This is a genomic window from Halobacillus sp. KGW1, assembly GCF_001592845.1.
Lineage (GTDB): Bacteria > Bacillota > Bacilli > Bacillales > Halobacillaceae > Halobacillus.
This window is the reverse complement of record NZ_LSOC01000002.1, coordinates 1,517,955-1,535,159: the sequence shown is the minus strand read 5'-3', so window position 1 is coordinate 1,535,159 and position 17,205 is coordinate 1,517,955. Positions and strand designations below refer to the sequence as shown.

Sequence of the window (17,205 nt, the reverse complement as noted above, 5' to 3'; positions counted from 1 at the left end):
ATAATAAACAAATGACTGGTACAGTTAGAAAGAATGGTGAGTTATGGCTACAAAGCACGAACAAATTCTTGAACACATCGAATCACTCTCCGTTGGAAGCAAAATATCCGTGCGCGGAATCGCTAAAGCATTGAACGTAAGTGAAGGAACGGCATACAGGGCAATTAAAGAAGCGGAAAACCAGGATCTTGTCAGCACAATGGAACGCGTGGGTACAATCCGAATTGAGAAGAAAAAGAAAGAAAACATCGAGCGGCTCACGTTTGCTGAGATTGTAAATATTGTAGATGGTCAGGTGCTTGGTGGCAGAGAAGGGCTGTACAAGACACTAAATAAGTTCGTTATAGGCGCGATGAAGCTGGAAGCCATGATGCGATACACAGAAGCAGGGTCTCTTCTTATCGTGGGGAACCGTACGAATGCTCATGAACTGGCCGTCCAGGAGGGTGCTGCAGTATTGGTAACCGGTGGTTTCGATACGAGCGATGCGGTTAAGAAGCTTGCAGATGAAAAGAAGCTGCCTGTCATTTCAACCAGTTACGATACATTTACCGTCGCAACGATGATCAACAGGGCGATATACGATCAGCTGATCAAAAAGGAAATCGTATTGGTGGATGATATTTATACAGCCTACGAGGATTCTAAGTTTTTAAAGACGACGGACAGCGTTGATCACTGGCATGACCTGAACGAAGAAACAAAACACAGCCGTTACCCCGTCGTGGATTCTCAAAATCGAGTGGTCGGCATCGTCACTTCCAAAGACGTAATAGGAAAGAGTGCCGATACGAAAATTGACAAGGTGATGACGAAGAACCCTATGACCGTCCATCCGAAAACATCGCTTGCCAATGCTGCTCACGTAATGGTATGGGAAGGAATCGAGTTGATGCCTGTCGTAGATGCTGCTCAGAAACTGCAGGGAATCATCTCCAGGCAGGACGTGCTGAAGGCTCTCCAGCATATACAACGGCAGCCACAGGTTGGTGAAACCATCGACGACCTTGCCACAAACCGTATGGAAGTACAGGCGGAAGAAGGTGAGCCTGTAAAGTGGAAGACAAAAGTCACACCCCAAATGACCAACCAGCTCGGCACGATGTCCTATGGCGTCTTTATATCGCTTATTACAGAGTCCTCCTCAAGGCTGCTTCGGAAACATAAAAAAGGGGACCTTGTCGTTGAGAATATATCCGTTTATTTCATCAAACCGGTTCAGATCGATAGCGAAATTGAAATAAGTCCGCAGATATTAGAAGTCGGTCGGAAATTCGCTAAGGTGGATGTAGAGGTCCACCAAGGGAAGGCAATTGTTGGAAAAGCCTTGCTCATGGCCCAATTAATTGATAGATGAGAAAAAGCCGCTGTATGTTGACAGCGGCCTTGGCTCAAGGGGCGGTTGGTGTTTCATGTTTTCGGTATTCCGCCTGGTAATGTTTACTTGCTTTCCAGCCGAGTCTCGTTTGAAAGATACCGAGTAGAAGAAAAACGATTCCTATAAACAAGGACAGCTTGGTCTGATAAAATACATACTGGTTAATACCGAAAAAGAAAATGAAACTTCCGAGGAAAACCCGGGATTTGCTGTTCAAGTATTCCTGGGTCAGCGGGTCTTTTGTCCGGAATATCATCACTTTGTAGTACAGGTAAAGAACAAAGGAAACCAATATGAGAATCGGAAAAATAATCATCCATGATCGACTCCTGATTAGATTAATTTGTCTTTATTGTAGCGTTTTTTGTTGGGAATAGCTACCTGTCAGGTGGAAATCTATGGTTTAATTGTGAGGAAGATAGAGAGGGAGGCGCTTATGAGTAAGCCAAAACAAATAGTCGAACAGATTAAGAAATATGAAACCATCATTATTCACCGTCATGTCCGCCCAGATCCGGACGCTTACGGCTCTCAAGGAGGGCTTGCCGGGATTATTAAAGAATCGTTTCCGGAGAAAAAAGTCTATGTGACTGGAACGGGTGAACCGTCTCTTAACTATCTCCAAACGATGGATGCTGTTCCGGATGAAGCGTTTGAGGAAGCACTGGTAATCGTGTGTGATACTGCCAATCAAGCGAGAATCGACGATGCTAGATACGACAGCGGGGCGGCGCTTATTAAAATCGACCACCATCCCGAAGTGGATAAATATGGCGACATCCAGTGGGTTGATACGTCATCCAGCTCTACTTCCGAAATGATTTATCAATTATATAAAGAGAATCAAGAGGAAGGTCTGCGGTTAAATGACAATTCAGCCCGGCTTATATACGCGGGGATTGTCGGAGATACCGGCCGATTCCTGTTCCCCAGTACAACAAACAAGACGCTCGGCTATGCGGCGGAACTGGTTCGATTTGACTTTGACAGACCAGCTTTATTTAAGGAAATGTACAAAACTCCTTTGAATGTAGCTCGATTGAAAGGGTATGTCCTGCAAAATTTTGAACGGCATGCTTCTGGTTATTCCACGATCCGCCTGGATAAGGAAACACTGAAAAAGTTTGATGTAACAGTCACAGAGACGAGTCAGCTTGTCGGCCTGCTCGGGGATATTGAAGGTATTCTTGCATGGGCCTTCTTTGTGGAAGAGGAAGATACGATCCGTGTCCGTCTTCGCTCCAGAGGTCCTGTCATAAATGGGGTTGCAGCCAAATTTAACGGCGGAGGACATCCGATGGCTTCCGGTGCTTCTGCTTCATCCTGGGAGGAAACAGAACAATTGGCAGCGGAGCTCGAATCCGTATGCCGGCAATACAAAGAAGAGCAGCAGTGATTTGCTGCTCTTCTTTGTATCTGCCTGTCTTTTCATGGGGATATGATGATTTCTAGATTCAACGAAAGGGTTTCGTAGACGACCAGGCGTTCTACCTTAAGTTCATAGGAGAGGTCGTCAACAGCATAACTTTTACTTTCCACTGATGCGATCATCAGATCGACTTGACTACCCACGACTTTAATATCTTTCCCGGGGATGGACGCTAATTGTTGTTTAACAAGGGTTGTTAATTCGTGCTGTGTCAACAAATCAATATTCAGTTTCTTTGCATTGGTGTAGGATACGGCGATGTCTTTGACGCTCAGCGGCTTCGCTTGTGGATCTTCTTCCTGGTTTTTTAGAAGCCCTTCATACTTTGCTTCCATTTCGTTCATCTTGGCATTCATTTCAATATATTCTTCTGTATATTTTTCTTGGAGCTGTCCATGTACATAAAGGAAAAACAAATAGCCGATGACCGCTCCTAATACAATGCCGGCAAATAAACGCCTCCACTCCTTTTTTTTATGATAAGGAGGAAACTGCATTCACGTCACCTCTTCACCTAGCAGCCATTCAAATAAAAGGAGAGCGGCTTTCACTCCACCCATGGCAGCGACGATTATCATCACTTGCTTGAAGATATCGAAGGTAGAACCATCGAATATCCCTTTTTCAAAATTGCTGATGGCATCGAATGTTCCACCAATAGCGGCGACTATGGCCCATATCCTGAGCCCTTTTGCAATCCGGAACATGGAGGTAAGAGGAGCTTCTCCGGTCAGATAACTCCCGATGCTGCCGATGATTGTCCCTCCTACAATAACTCCAAAAGCGATAAAGAAGCACTGTATCATCGAAATAACCAGACGATCTTCCATTTTGTCCCTCATTTCAAAGACGCAATAGTATCCATATATTGAAAAATATTCCCCGGCCCGTCCAATTATGCAGGAGGCTTTCATCCTCCTGTTCTTATCGATATAATTTAGTGGAAAGAAGGTGTTCGTGAATGACTTTTACTCATTTGAATGTAAAGAGCGGTTTCAGCTTAATGGAAAGCACGGTGAAAATTCCCGAACTTGTAGATGAAGCAAAAAGGTTGGGGTTTCAATCGCTTGCTTTGACGGATGAGAATACGATGAGTGGATCGGTCTCCTTTTACCGGGCCTGCAAGCAGAAGGGGATCAAACCTCTAATCGGGCTTAAAACGAGAATCGAGGATCAGGACCTTCACTACCCTGTCCTTCTTTTCGCAGAGAATAACGAAGGCTATAAAAATCTTTTGCAGCTCAGTTCCGCTATCCAGCTGGAAGGGCGGCCGGTATCCCTGGACCTGCTTGAACAGAAGCGCAGCGGTCTGATCGTCGTCCTGCTGACCTCTCAGTCCCCCTGGGCGCAGACGATTGCCAGTCGTATGTTTGACCATATAAAGGACTCCTTAAACCGGTGGCGGCATATGGTAGGAGAGGATAATTTCTATTTGGCAATCCAGGATCTCGATCTTCATGAAGAAAGACAGCTTCATCAACCGCTCCAGGAGTGGTCAAAGAGGGAGGGGGTCCCGGTCGTAGCAATTGGAGACGTCCGTTACCTGAAAAAAGAGGATGCTGCGGCATATGAAAGCTTGAAGGCTATAGAAGCGAATACCCGCTTCTCAGGGGAAACAGCAGGAGCGCGCTTCTATCTAAAAAAACCGGAGGAAATGGAAAACTATTTTCAAGAATGGTGGCCGGGAGTGTTGAGAGCGACGGAGGAGATTGCAGAGAGGGTAAACCTTGCACTTTCGTTCGACCAGCAGCTTCTGCCCACGTACCCAACACCTGGAGGCGTCCGTGCGGATCGTTATCTGGAGGAACTTTGTTTAAAAGCTTTAGCAAAGAAATACCCGGCAACTTACAAGGCGGCGGAAGAGCGCTTACATAAAGAGTTGTCCGTTATCACATCGATGAATTTCAGCGATTATTTTCTAATTGTATGGGACTTTCTTGCTTATGCGAAGAAGCAGGGCATACACGCAGGCCCGGGACGTGGATCCGCAGCAGGATCATTGGTGGCGTATCTTCTTAATATTACTCAAGTCGACCCGTTAGAGTATGATTTACTCTTTGAAAGGTTTTTGAATCCTGAACGGATCACTATGCCTGATATTGATATCGATTTCCCTGATCACCGCAGGGATGAAGTCATCGCCTACGTTGCTGAAAAATATGGAGCGGATCATGTTGCTCAAATTTGTACGTTCGGCACATTCGCCGTCCGAAGTGTCCTGAGGGAGCTCTTCAAAGTTCTCGCGGTTGATGAAAGTGATGCAGCCTTCATATTAAAACAAATACCAAAAACGGCACCGTCCACGATCACGGAAATCGTGAGAGATTCAGAAGAATTGAGTGACTACATCCGAAATTCACCGAAATTGCAGCGACTCTTTCAAATTGCTACGAAGTTGGAAGGGCTGCCGCGGCACGTTTCCACCCATGCGGCAGGTGTTGTGATCAGCGAGCGGCCGCTCCAGGAATATACAGCACTCATGGACGGACATAACGGGATTCCATTGACGCAGCTGGCCATGGGGGACTTGGAAAAAGTCGGATTGTTGAAGATCGACTTCCTTGGACTGCGGAACCTGACCTTCATCGAGAAGATGGAGGGGAAAATAAAGCGGTTCCGGGATTCCAGTTTCTCTGTAGAGCGTATACCGCTTGATGATGAGAAAACGTTCCAGCTGCTCGAACAAGGACGTACAAACGGGGTCTTCCAATTGGAATCCCAGGGAATGAAAGGTGTGCTGCGTCGTCTTCGTCCCTCTCATTTCGAGGATGTCGTAGCTGTTAACGCTCTTTATCGGCCCGGCCCTATGGATTATATACCGGATTTTATATCGCGGAAACAAGGGAACCAGGCAATGGAACTTCCACATCCCGATTTGAAAGGGATTCTGGACAAGACGTACGGTGTCCTTGTCTATCAAGAACAGATTATGCAGGTTGCGCAACTGGTCGCCGGATATTCTTTAGGCGAGGCGGATTTACTGCGAAGAGCAATCAGTAAAAAGCAGTCCGGAATACTAGAAGACGAACGGGAGAAGTTTCTAAAAGGATGCAGAAATCGCGGCTACACCGAGGCGGTCGCCCGGCAGGTGTTCGAATGGATTGTCAAATTTGCCAACTACGGATTTAACCGAAGTCACGCGGTCGCCTATAGTCTGATATCCTATCGTCTCGCGTATATGAAAGCACATTACCCTTCTTACTTCCTTGCAGAGCTGATCAACTCTTATGTAGGTGACAGGGATAAGCTCACCCTTTACTTGCGAGAGGCGAAAGAAAGTGGACTGAAGGTACTTCCTCCTTCGATCAACCGCAGTCACATTGTTGCAAAAGATGAACAAGGTGCCATCCGCATCGGCCTCCTTTCCGTGAAGGGGGTAGGCTATCAAGCGGCCCAGGCTGTTGTAGAAGAAAGAGGCAATGGAAGATTCCGCAGCTTGAATGACTTCTGTCTTCGTGTTCGGACGAAGATCGTCACTCGCGGGGTGATAGAGTCGTTAATACTTGCGGGTGCCTTTGATGAAACCCATGAGAATCGTGCGGCGCTGCTTGCAAGTATCGACCAGGCACTGGAACAGGGAGAGTTATTTAAAGAATTCCAGGACCAGCCCGGCTTCTTCGGAAATGAATTTGAAATGGAACTGATAGAAGTGGACCCGTTTCCTCCATTAAAACTTTTGGCTATGGAAAAAGAAGTTCTGGGTACTTATATGTCAGAACACCCCTTGGAACACCACCGGCAGCTGCTTCAGGAGAGAGGGATCAATTCTTTGAATAAGGTCGTTAACATCAAAGGAACGGTCAAGACAGCAGGTGTAGTAGAGACGATAAGGGAAATCAGGACCAAACGGGGAGAGTCGATGGCATTTGCCACGCTCGGTGATGAAACGACAGAGCTGGAGGCGGTTATTTTTCCTGATTCTTACCGTAATATAAAGCGATGGCTGCAAGAGCAGATGCTTGTAACGGTTACAGGTAAAGTCGAGGAAAGGAACGGCAGAAAGCAGTTGATCATCAACGAAGCGTCTGTTTTCAATGTCGAAGAGAAACCGACAGCTTCCGAGCAACGTCTGTTCATTAAAGTAACCAAAGAGACAGAACCGATTGCAATGGAGAAACTGAAAAAAGTGTCCGGCTATTTCCCGGGGAATATTCCGGTCTTCATATTTAAATCACAGGAAAGAAAGACATACAGGTTGGGGGAATTGTACAACCTGTCTGCGTCTCCTGAGTGCATGGAGATCTTGACGGGGTACTTCGGGGATGATTCCGTAGCGTTGAAAGAGTACAGCAAAGATACGAAAAATTAAAAACTCAGTCCGAAGTTTTGAAGTTCTTTACACGCCAAATTCATCTGTTATAATTAAGGAGTTAATGGTGGTCTGACCACCTGGATCGGTACAATTAATAGTTAAAGGGAGCGTGTCGACGTGTCAAATTTGCGAGATGAAGCACTGCATATACACCGTGTAAACAAAGGGAAGCTGGAAACCACTTCTAAAGTACCTGTAAGAAATTCCAAAGACTTAAGCCTGGCGTATTCTCCAGGGGTAGCAGAACCTTGTAAGGAAATTTACGACCATAAGGAAACAGTTTATGACTATACCATGAAGGGGAATATGGTGGCTGTCGTAAGTGACGGTTCAGCGGTGCTCGGATTGGGGAATATCGGGGCAGAAGCATCTCTTCCTGTCATGGAAGGGAAAGCTGCATTATTTAAAAGCTTCGCGGGAGTAGATGCGTTCCCTATATGTCTAAGTACGAACGATATTGATGAAATCGTGCAGACGGTTAAGCTTATGGAACCGACATTCGGAGGCGTCAACCTTGAAGATATAGCTGCTCCGAACTGTTTCATTATTGAAGATCGTCTTAAGAAAGAAACCAATATCCCGATTTTCCATGATGACCAGCACGGCACTGCCATCGTTACCGTTGCCGGACTGGTGAATGCTCTGAAAATCACCGGCAAGAAGTTCTCTGACATCAAGGTGATTGCTAATGGTGCAGGAGCCGCCGGAATAGCTATTATTAAACTGCTTTACCATTTCGGTGTGCGCGATATCATTATGTGTGATTCTAAAGGCGCGGTATATGAAGGCCGTGAGTACGGTATGAATGATGTGAAAGATGAAATTGCTAAGATTACGAATAAAGATCGTATGGACGGCAGTCTTGAAGAAGTGATGGAAGATGCCGATGTGTTTATTGGTGTATCTGTTGGCGGACTGTTGTCTAAAGAGATGGTCTCTCGTATGAATGATGATGCCATCATTTTTGCAATGGCGAACCCTGATCCGGAAATTATGCCGGAGGATGCCAAAGAAGCCGGGGCCCGTGTCATCGGGACTGGCCGTTCCGATTTCCCTAACCAGGTGAACAATGTGCTGGCCTTCCCGGGAATCTTCCGTGGAGCTTTGGATGTGCGAGCTACAAGAATTAACGAGAAGATGAAGATTGCCGCTGTGGAAGCCATTGCTTCCCTTGTCAGTGAAGATGAATTAAGTGAAGACTACGTCATCCCTGCCCCATTCGATCCGCGTGTTGCCCCGGCTGTTGCTGCAGCTGTTGCGAAGGCGGCAATGGAGTCCGGTGTAGCCCGTCATCACGTCGATCCTGAAGAGGTGGCAGACAAGACGAGACAACTCACCTTAATAGACGAAGATTGATTTGGACAGGAGAAAAGTGTAAACTTTTCTCCTGTTACATAGAATTCTAAGGGAAAGCTAAAGAGAGGTGTTCGTGAAACGTGACCCGAGTGCAGCATGGAAAAGTCTACGAAGGTGTCCTTCATCAGTTGAGAACCTACATCGAAGAGCATAAACTGGGCCCCGGAGATAAGTTGCCGTCTGAACGGGAGTTAAGCGAACAACTCCATGTAGGAAGGTCTTCGATCAGAGAAGCTTTCCGGGCGATGGAGCTCCTTGGGTTGATTGAAACCAGACGCGGCGAAGGCACGTTCATGAGAGCTTATCGTCCTTATCATATGGTAGAGCTATTATCCAATTTTTTACTCAATGAGACGAGAACGAAAGATGAACTCGTTACAGCGAAGCAGATGCTGGAGAAAGAAGTGTTATGTCTCGTGAAGGACAGGCTTACACATATTCATTATGCTGAGATGGAAGAAATTTTGAACATACAATCCCTGGAAACCCGCCATCAAGCTCTGTTCCTTTATTTGTTTGAAAGGTGTGAACATCCGCTGCTGCTTTCCATGTGGCAATTCATTTCCGGATTCACCCGAACGGTCCATGACCTGCATTTCAAGGAAGATTGGTACCTGGCCCTGCTTAAGGCTCTCCGGAGTAAAGACACCTTAGAAATTCTTAAGTTATTCAGGTAATGATTTTGTCGAACTCCCTTCGACAGAATCAGTGATATTACGTAAGGGACTTTCAGTATATTGTAAAGAGGAAGCTTTGTCCCAAAGGAGGAATCACCTTGCTACGAGATATATTCAGCAAGAAAAAAAGATACGCATCCATTCCCAGACAGGAAGCAAAGCAGGATGTACCGGAAGGTCTGATGCAGAAATGTCCAAACTGCCAGAAGATCTTCTACAGAAAAGAACTGAATCGAAATATGAACGTTTGTCCACACTGTGACCATCATCACCGTATCAGTGCTTATGAAAGAATTGAGCATTTGTTTGATGAAGGAAGTTTTGTTGAATGGGACAAGCATATGATATCCAATAACCCTTTAGGGTTCCCTGAGTATGAAGATAAATTGGAAAAAGACCGCAAAAAATCCGATCTTAATGAAGCGGTAGTCACCGGTAAAGCATCCGTTAACGGTTTCCATACAGCTGTGGCGGTCATGGACTCCCGTTTCCGAATGGGAAGCATGGGTTCTGTCGTCGGTGAAAAGATAACGAATGCCATTGAGCAGGCACGGAAAGAAAAAATTCCTTTCGTCATATTTACGGCATCCGGTGGAGCTCGAATGCAGGAAGGCGTTTTAAGCCTGATGCAGATGGGGAAAACTTCAGTAGCCCTTCAGCGGCTTCATAAAGATGGAGGTTTATTCATATCCGTCATGACTCACCCGACTACTGGTGGTGTTTCTGCAAGTTTTGCCTCCCTCGGAGACTATAATTTTGCAGAACCGGGAGCCTTAATTGGTTTCGCCGGCAGAAGAATTATTGAGCAGACGATACGGGAAAAACTTCCGGAAGATTTCCAAACAGCAGAATTCCTGTTGGAACATGGCCAGTTGGATAAGGTCGTGCACCGTCACGATTTAAGGAAAACACTGACAACTGTGTTGGACATCCATTCTGCAGGAGGCGAAGAATCGTGAAGCACGTTTTAGAATTTGAAAAACCCGTTATTGAATTAAGAGAAAAAATCGCTGAACTGAAACGTCTTACGGAGAACAGCGAAATGGATCTGACCGATGAAATCGATACACTTGAACAGCGGCTGGAGAAGTTGGAAAGCGACGTTTATGATCGCATGGCTCCCTGGGACCGTGTCCAAATGGCCCGTCATCCGGAGCGCCCGACGACGACAGATTATATAGATCATTTGTTTACAGACTTCATCGAGCTGCACGGGGATCGTACGTATGGAGACGATGCGGCCATCGTTGGTGGGATCGCCAAATTTGATGGGACACCCGTAACGGTAATCGGCCACCAGCGCGGGAAGGACACGAAAGAGAATATCTACCGCAACTTCGGAATGCCGCATCCGGAAGGCTACCGTAAAGCGCTTCGCTTAATGAAACAGGCGGATAAATTCCACCGTCCGATCATTACTTTCATTGATACAAAAGGTGCTTATCCCGGTAAAGCAGCGGAAGAGCGCGGTCAGAGCGAAGCCATTGCCAGGAACTTGATGGAAATGGCAGGTTTCACTGTCCCAATCATCTGTGTCGTCATCGGAGAAGGTGGAAGCGGTGGAGCACTTGGGCTTGGAATTGGTGACCGTATCTTCATGCTTGAGAACTCTACTTATTCCGTTATTTCTCCAGAAGGCGCTTCTTCTATTCTTTGGAAGGATTCGGGTCTCGCTCAGGAAGCAGCTGAATCCATGAAAATTACCTCCTATGATTTGAAGAAATTAGAAGTGATTGATGGTGTTGTTCCGGAAGTCAGGGGTGGAGCCCATCGTGACATTCCTGCACAAGCAGAGCAAATTAAAGCCGTCCTCAAGCAAGAGCTGGAGGAGCTATCCAGAAAATCGGAAGAAGATCTGCTGGAGGAAAGATTTGTGAAGTATAAAAATATTGGCGATTACACTCATCTTGATTTATAATGATATGGTTGAAAAACATGTCCGTATGTAAAAGGTCGCACGTATGTGCGGCTTTTCACATCTTAACTGAATGGTAACGTTACCATATGGTCGGATTGTTGATGATCCAATCAGTTGTATAGACTAGAGGATAGCCTGTGCATGTCCGTTTGGACGGATGTTTCCTTCCATGTGCGTTTATGGACAGAACTAAGAACTTTTGAGGTGATGAAAGAATGAAGAGAATTGGAGTGCTTACCAGTGGAGGAGATGCTCCCGGTATGAACGCCGCGATCAGGGCGGTCGTAAGGAAAGCTATCTACCACGAAGTAGAAGTGTACGGCATCAAATACGGCTACCAGGGCCTGATTGATGGAGACATCGAGAAGATGGAACTCGGTTCGGTCGGAGACATCATCCAACGTGGTGGAACGAAACTGTACTCTGCCCGATGTGAAGAGTTTAAGACAGAAGAAGGCCAATTGAAAGGTATTGAGCAATTGAAGAAACATGGCATTGAGGGCTTGATAGCTATCGGTGGTGATGGTACCTTTATGGGGGCAAAAAAATTAACCGAAAAAGGATATCCTTGCATCGGTGTGCCTGGGACAATCGATAATGATATTCCGGGAACGGATTTTACTATTGGTTTTGACACGGCTCTGAATACGATTATCGACGCAATTGACAAAATTCGTGATACAGCGACTTCTCACGAGCGTACGTATGTAATCGAAGTCATGGGCCGTGACGCCGGAGATCTTGCCCTTTGGGCTGGTCTTGCCGACGGAGCGGAAAGTATTCTTATTCCCGAAGTGGAGGATGAATTCGATGATGTTATCGATCGTCTTAAGCGTGGACATGAGCGGGGCAAGAAACACTCCATCATTCTGCTGGCTGAAGGAGTAGGAAGCGGAATGGAGTTCGGTAAACGAATTGATGAAGCTGCCGATCTCGAGACCCGAGTGACCGTTCTTGGACATACGCAGCGTGGAGGAGCACCAAGTGCTGCCGACCGTGTTCTTGCCAGTCGTCTGGGGGCGTACGCTGTCGATCTGCTTCTTCAAGGAAAAGCAGGCCGCATGGTAGGTATTCAAAAGAACCAATTGGTCGATCATGATATCGTAGATATCTTAGGTCAAAAGCACGTTATCGACATGGATATGTACCGCCTTTCCAAAGAACTATCTATATAATTTGCAAGAGGCATCTGAGGAGGAAATAAATATGTTTAGAAAAACCAAAATCGTTAGTACGATCGGTCCTGCATCGGAATCAGTAGAGAAATTAACTCAGCTTATGGAAGCAGGTATGAACGTCGCCCGTCTGAATTTTTCACACGGTGACTTTGATGAGCACGGAGCACGAATCATCAACATCCGTGAAGCTTCCAAAGCTACAGGCAAAACAGTAGCGATCCTATTGGATACGAAAGGTCCTGAAATTCGTACCCGTACGCTTAAAGATGGCGAAGCATACCTTGAGAAAGGTGCGACGGTCTACGTGACGATGGAGGATATTGAGGGCGATGCAGAGCGCTTTTCCGTCACTTATACAGGCTTGATCAACGATGTTCACCCTGGTTCCAAAATCCTTTTGGATGATGGACTGGTAGAACTAGAGGTAGAAGAAATAGATAAAGAAAACAATGAAATTAAGACGACTGTCCTTAACAACGGGCTTCTTAAAAATAAAAAAGGCGTAAACGTTCCGAATGTCAGCGTGAATCTTCCAGGAATTACAGAAAAAGATGCTAATGACATCGAATTTGGAATTCAGCAGGGTGTAGATTTTATTGCGGCATCCTTCGTGCGTCGTGCTTCCGACGTACTGGAAATCAGAGAGCTTCTTGAAAAGCACGATGCTTCTCATATTCAAATCATTCCTAAGATCGAAAACCAGGAAGGTGTTGACAACATCGACGATATTCTTGAAGTCAGTGACGGTCTGATGGTTGCGCGTGGAGATTTAGGTGTGGAAATTCCAGCCGAAGATGTTCCACTTGTACAGAAACAGCTGATTCGTAAGTGTAATGAAGCAGGTAAACCAGTCATTACAGCTACTCAAATGCTTGACTCTATGCAGCGTAACCCTCGCCCGACACGTGCAGAAGCTTCTGACGTAGCTAACGCCATTTTCGATGGTACGGATGCAATCATGCTTTCTGGCGAAACAGCTGCCGGTGACTACCCTGTAGAAGCTGTGCAGACGATGCACAATATCGCAAGCAAAACGGAAACGGCGCTTAACCATTTCCAACTGCTTCAAGAGCGTTCCAAGCACAGTGACATGACGATCACGGATGCGATCAGTCAGTCGGTTACACACACAGCCATTAATTTGGATGCAGCTGCAATCGTCACACCGACGGAGAGTGGCCATACTGCTCGTATGATTTCTAAATACCGTCCGAAAGCACCGATTGTAGCCATTACTTCTGATGAAAAAGTACACCGTAAGCTATCTCTTGTCTGGGGCGTGTATGGCGTCATGGGATCCCGTGCTTATTCCACAGACGAAATGCTTGATGTAGCTGTTGAAAACAGCCTGGCCTCCGGTCTTGCATCTCGCGGAGATCGCGTTGTCATCACCGGCGGTGTGCCTGTTGGTGAAAGTGGTACGACGAACTTGATGAAGGTTCATGTTATCGGTGACGTTCTCGTCAAAGGGCAGGGTGTAGGACAGAAAAGTGCCTATGGCCGTGCTGTCGTAGCCAACAATGCCAAAGAAGCTTTGGATCGTGTAGAAGACGGCGATATCCTCGTTACTCATGGTACAGATAAAGATATGATGCCTGCTATAGAAAAAGCAGCAGGAATCGTTACCCTTGAAGGTGGTTTGACTTCCCATGCAGCGGTTGTCGGCTTGAGCTTGGGCATTCCTGTCATCGTTGGTGTTCAAGACGCATTGAACATCATCAAAGATGGCTCTGATATTACAATTGACAGTTCCCGCGGGGACATTTACGAAGGACATGCAAGCGTCCTGTAAAAGGAAGATAAAGGCAGAGAAGACACCTTCTCTGCCTTTTCTTTTTATAGAGGAGATCATTCCCGGTATAATAGAAGTATAAGTCGGGAAGAAGGGAAGGATCCTATGTTTCGTTGGTTATTTCTATTAATAATAATTGTTCCTGCACTGGAAATCGGATTATTCGTTTGGGCAGGCAGCTATATCGGACCTTGGTGGATCATTCTGCTTATCATCTCTACAGGTGTCGTTGGGGCCTGGCTTGCAAGAAAGCAGGGCCTTGAAACGATCCGGAACGTCCAGACTTCCATGTCGAGAGGTCAGATGCCTCAGGATGCCTTGTTAGACGGGGCTTGTATTCTTATCGGCGCAGCTTTTTTGTTAACGCCCGGCTTTATTACGGATGCAGCAGGTTTCGGTCTACTGCTTCCCGTGACGAGAGGGCCGATCAAGCACATCATCCGAGGTGCGATTCAAAAAGCACTTCAAAAAGGTACCGTAACGATATACAGACGATAACAGCATAGTTTTGAAATATATATTCGGACGTTTGTGCAGTGTGTTTTTAGAAGCTGCCGGCGTCCGTTTTTTTATAAGAAAAAATTCAAGGTCTATCTCCTTTAATGAATGCGGTTATTTCCTTAGTCAGTCCTGTTTTATTCAAGGTCTGTACGATCATTAGAACCAGCGGACTCAATATGATTCCATACCCTCCAAAGAGTTGGAAACCTGTGAACATCGCAGCTAATAAAATTATGGGAGGCACGCCGAAGTGATCGCCGAGGAGCTTCGGCTCAAGTACCTGTCTTGTAATAATGACCACCATGTAGACAATGATCAAACCGATGGTCATTCCATAGGAACCTGTGAAGAACTGAAAGATGATCCAAGGGAGAAAAACGACACCTGTACCAATGTAAGGAATGAAGTCTACAAAAGCAGTGAAGATTGTAATCGGTAAAACATAGGGAGCACCGATGATGGTTAGTCCAATACCTGTGAGAACAGACGATATTAGGACAAGTGTACATTGAGCTTTGATCAGCCCGGTCCAAGTATAGTGCCACTCTTTACGAAAAGCAAAGGCCTTGGCGGTGAGTACCGGGGGGGTACATGTATAGACAGCTGTTCTGATGGTTTCCCAATCTTTACATAAGAAGAAAGTTGCCAGAAACGTAATAAAGACCATGGCGATAGAGGTGGGGAGACTTGTTAATAATACGCCCAGGCTTTCCAAAATCTCATTAAGGACCGTCAACCCTCCCTCTGTAACCTTTTCCTGAACGGTATCCAAGTAGGTATTCAAACTCAACTGCTGATCCATATTCAAATTTCCGGTAAGGGATTCGAAGGAACCGATGATTTGTTTGGATAATTGAACGGCTTTGCCTGTCAGATAAGTAGAGAATAAATGGAAATACTCCGGCAATCCGGCTGCGATGTACTGCATCCCTTTAATCAATTCGGCGATGACCAAGGCAACAAGGCTTGCCGCTAAACTTCCTACAAGGGCAAGTACAATCAGAACCGCTGCAGCACGTGGTAATCTAAGTCTCCTTTGAAGGAGAAGGATGAACGGGCGTAGTATTATGGACAGCAGGACTGCAAACAGGAAGGGGTATAAGTATGTCCAGACGAAAGTTGTCACGTACACAAACCCGGAAGCAAGAAGAAGGACGACGATGAATCGGATAAAACCAAGGAGAAAAGTCTGATTTCGAATAGAAAACACTCCTTTCCCTAAATCTTCCTCTACACCCGTTATACAGAGGAATTCAGCCTTTTTGTTACATAATTATCCATAAAATGAAGAATAAAATTTCGATAAATTCCTTCAAATTAAACGGTTTCAATTCACATTCTCTTCAGAATACTTTATAATTAGCCTTGGGGTTGATTTCCAATCATAGGGGACAACAGTAATTTAAGCGTTTTCTTGTCTTTTCGACAAGTGGAATTTTTTTAAAAGGAGAGATTATATGTCATCATCAACCAAAGGTCTTGAAGGAATTACCGCAACGGAATCTTCCATCAGTTCCATCATCGATGATAAGTTGACATACGTCGGCTATGATATCGATGATTTAGCGAATAACTCCAGCTTTGAAGAAGTTATTTATCTTCTTTGGAACAAAAAGCTTCCGAAACAAGAAGAATTAGATGCATTTAAATCAGAACTGATCTCTAACATGGATATTCCATCCGAGATCGTTGACCATCTTAAATCGTATGATCTATCAACGGTTCATCCTATGGCAGCTCTTCGTACTGCTGTATCGATGCTTGGACTATTCGATCCTGAATCTGACGTCATGGAAGAGGAAGCGAACAATCGTAAAGCGCTCCGCCTCCAGGCAAGAATCCCTACAGTCGTGACCGCGTTCTCACGCATCCGTAACGGCCAGGAACCTGTCTCCCCTAGAAAAGACCTCAGTTTTGCAGGGAACTTTCTTTATATGCTGAACGCAAAAGAACCCGAGGAGTTGGAAGTTACCGCATTTAATAAAGCGTTGGTGCTTCATGCCGACCATGAATTGAACGCGTCCACTTTCACTGCACGAGTGTGTGTGGCTACTCTCTCTGATGTTTATTCAGGCGTAACAGCTGCCATTGGTGCACTTAAAGGTCCTCTTCACGGCGGAGCTAACGAGCGTGTCATGAAGATGCTTACAGAGATCGGCAGTGTTGAGAATGCCATTCCTGCCATTGAAGAGAAGCTTGCCAACAAAGAAAAGATCATGGGTATGGGACACCGCGTGTATCGCTCCGGAGACCCTCGTGCCAAACATTTGAAGGAAATGTCCCGGGAATTAACTGAATTGACCGGTCAATCCAAATACTATGACATGTCTATTAAAATTGAAGAATATATCAAGGAGAACAAAGGCCTGCCTGCAAACGTAGACTTTTACTCTGCATCTGTCTACCACAGCCTCGGTATCGATCATGATATCTTCACACCGATCTTTGCTGTAAGCCGTGTATCCGGATGGCTTGCACATATTTTGGAGCAATACTCCAACAACCGCTTGATCCGTCCTCGCGCGGAATATACCGGTCCTAAAGGACAAACGTACACTCCGATTGCAGAGAGATAATCAGGCATGCCGGTTAAATACCGGCCTCCCGCTACTTTTTATTCAACTTAATTTAACGTATGATAGAAATGGATGATCCATCCATAAA

At 45.8% G+C, this 17,205-nt stretch carries 15 protein-coding genes; 11 read left to right on the top strand and 4 right to left on the bottom strand.

The annotated features are described in order from the left end of the window. Positions 1-43 precede the first annotated feature (43 nt). A complete protein-coding gene (locus tag AXG56_RS08640; RefSeq protein WP_008635351.1) occupies positions 44-1,357 on the top strand; it encodes a CBS domain-containing protein in 1,314 nt (437 codons plus the stop codon). Positions 1,358-1,391: 34 nt separating this feature from the next. On the opposite strand, the gene AXG56_RS08635 is transcribed toward AXG56_RS08640, so the two are convergent. Further along, positions 1,392-1,694 carry a YtpI family protein gene (locus tag AXG56_RS08635; protein ID WP_008635349.1) on the bottom strand — a complete coding sequence of 101 codons (303 nt, stop codon included), beginning with the start codon at positions 1,692-1,694 and terminating at the stop codon, positions 1,392-1,394. 120 nt (positions 1,695-1,814) lie between these two features. Between AXG56_RS08635 and AXG56_RS08630 the strand changes: the two genes are divergently transcribed. Then, the gene (locus AXG56_RS08630) at positions 1,815-2,774 is read left to right on the top strand and encodes a bifunctional oligoribonuclease/PAP phosphatase NrnA (protein WP_008635347.1); all 960 of its coding nucleotides are present in this window, start codon (positions 1,815-1,817) and stop codon (positions 2,772-2,774) included. A gap of 32 nt (positions 2,775-2,806) precedes the next feature. On the opposite strand, the gene ytrI is transcribed toward AXG56_RS08630, so the two are convergent. Continuing rightward, complete coding sequence (gene ytrI / locus AXG56_RS08625; RefSeq protein WP_008635346.1) at positions 2,807-3,304, bottom strand: sporulation membrane protein YtrI; 498 nt, start codon at positions 3,302-3,304, stop codon at positions 2,807-2,809. Then, on the bottom strand, positions 3,305-3,637 hold the full coding sequence (locus AXG56_RS08620) for a YtrH family sporulation protein (RefSeq protein ID WP_008635344.1): 333 nt from the start codon (positions 3,635-3,637) through the stop codon (positions 3,305-3,307). Between the two features lie 131 nt (positions 3,638-3,768). Between AXG56_RS08620 and dnaE the strand changes: the two genes are divergently transcribed. From dnaE to AXG56_RS08580, 8 genes are all read left to right on the top strand, one after another. Further along, positions 3,769-7,116 carry a DNA polymerase III subunit alpha gene (gene dnaE / locus AXG56_RS08615; RefSeq protein ID WP_062514022.1) on the top strand — a complete coding sequence of 1,116 codons (3,348 nt, stop codon included), beginning with the start codon at positions 3,769-3,771 and terminating at the stop codon, positions 7,114-7,116. Between the two features lie 120 nt (positions 7,117-7,236). After that, positions 7,237-8,475, top strand: coding sequence for an NADP-dependent malic enzyme (locus AXG56_RS08610; RefSeq protein ID WP_008635333.1), 1,239 nt, complete (start codon positions 7,237-7,239; stop codon positions 8,473-8,475). Positions 8,476-8,555: 80 nt separating this feature from the next. Then, the gene (locus AXG56_RS08605; protein ID WP_008635331.1) at positions 8,556-9,152 is read left to right on the top strand and encodes a FadR/GntR family transcriptional regulator; all 597 of its coding nucleotides are present in this window, start codon (positions 8,556-8,558) and stop codon (positions 9,150-9,152) included. 98 nt (positions 9,153-9,250) lie between these two features. Next, positions 9,251-10,111 (top strand): acetyl-CoA carboxylase, carboxyltransferase subunit beta, encoded by an 861-nt coding sequence (gene accD / locus AXG56_RS08600; protein WP_008635329.1) that lies wholly within the window; start codon positions 9,251-9,253, stop codon positions 10,109-10,111. After that, the gene (gene accA / locus AXG56_RS08595; protein WP_062514020.1) at positions 10,108-11,070 is read left to right on the top strand and encodes an acetyl-CoA carboxylase carboxyl transferase subunit alpha; all 963 of its coding nucleotides are present in this window, start codon (positions 10,108-10,110) and stop codon (positions 11,068-11,070) included. Before accD ends, accA begins: the two co-directional genes overlap by 4 nt. 215 nt (positions 11,071-11,285) lie before the next feature. Then, positions 11,286-12,245, top strand: coding sequence for a 6-phosphofructokinase (gene pfkA, locus AXG56_RS08590; RefSeq protein WP_008635324.1), 960 nt, complete (start codon positions 11,286-11,288; stop codon positions 12,243-12,245). Positions 12,246-12,276: 31 nt separating this feature from the next. Next, positions 12,277-14,040 (top strand): pyruvate kinase, encoded by a 1,764-nt coding sequence (gene pyk / locus AXG56_RS08585; RefSeq protein ID WP_008635323.1) that lies wholly within the window; start codon positions 12,277-12,279, stop codon positions 14,038-14,040. A 105-nt stretch (positions 14,041-14,145) separates the two neighbouring features. Beyond that, complete coding sequence (locus AXG56_RS08580) at positions 14,146-14,538, top strand: FxsA family protein (protein WP_008635321.1); 393 nt, start codon at positions 14,146-14,148, stop codon at positions 14,536-14,538. A gap of 85 nt (positions 14,539-14,623) precedes the next feature. Here AXG56_RS08580 and ytvI read toward each other — a convergent pair whose 3' ends face one another. Then, the gene (gene ytvI / locus AXG56_RS08575) at positions 14,624-15,751 is read right to left on the bottom strand and encodes a sporulation integral membrane protein YtvI (RefSeq protein ID WP_026577104.1); all 1,128 of its coding nucleotides are present in this window, start codon (positions 15,749-15,751) and stop codon (positions 14,624-14,626) included. A gap of 247 nt (positions 15,752-15,998) precedes the next feature. Between ytvI and citZ the strand changes: the two genes are divergently transcribed. Continuing rightward, a complete protein-coding gene (citZ, locus tag AXG56_RS08570; protein ID WP_026577105.1) occupies positions 15,999-17,117 on the top strand; it encodes a citrate synthase in 1,119 nt (372 codons plus the stop codon). Positions 17,118-17,205 lie beyond the last annotated feature (88 nt).

What these genes read in the sequence shown, in the direction of transcription:
- dnaE (WP_062514022.1), top strand. Translation starts at nt 3,769, where the DNA reads ATGACTTTTACTCATTTGAATGTAAAGAGCGGTTTCAGCTTAATGGAA.
- citZ (WP_026577105.1), top strand. Translation starts at nt 15,999, where the DNA reads ATGTCATCATCAACCAAAGGTCTTGAAGGAATTACCGCAACGGAATCT.
- AXG56_RS08640 (WP_008635351.1), top strand. Translation starts at nt 44, where the DNA reads ATGGCTACAAAGCACGAACAAATTCTTGAACACATCGAATCACTCTCC.
- AXG56_RS08630 (WP_008635347.1), top strand. Translation starts at nt 1,815, where the DNA reads ATGAGTAAGCCAAAACAAATAGTCGAACAGATTAAGAAATATGAAACC.
- ytrI (WP_008635346.1), bottom strand. Translation starts at nt 3,304, where the DNA reads ATGCAGTTTCCTCCTTATCATAAAAAAAAGGAGTGGAGGCGTTTATTT.
- AXG56_RS08620 (WP_008635344.1), bottom strand. Translation starts at nt 3,637, where the DNA reads ATGGAAGATCGTCTGGTTATTTCGATGATACAGTGCTTCTTTATCGCT.
- pfkA (WP_008635324.1), top strand. Translation starts at nt 11,286, where the DNA reads ATGAAGAGAATTGGAGTGCTTACCAGTGGAGGAGATGCTCCCGGTATG.
- pyk (WP_008635323.1), top strand. Translation starts at nt 12,277, where the DNA reads ATGTTTAGAAAAACCAAAATCGTTAGTACGATCGGTCCTGCATCGGAA.
- AXG56_RS08635 (WP_008635349.1), bottom strand. Translation starts at nt 1,694, where the DNA reads ATGATTATTTTTCCGATTCTCATATTGGTTTCCTTTGTTCTTTACCTG.
- AXG56_RS08580 (WP_008635321.1), top strand. Translation starts at nt 14,146, where the DNA reads ATGTTTCGTTGGTTATTTCTATTAATAATAATTGTTCCTGCACTGGAA.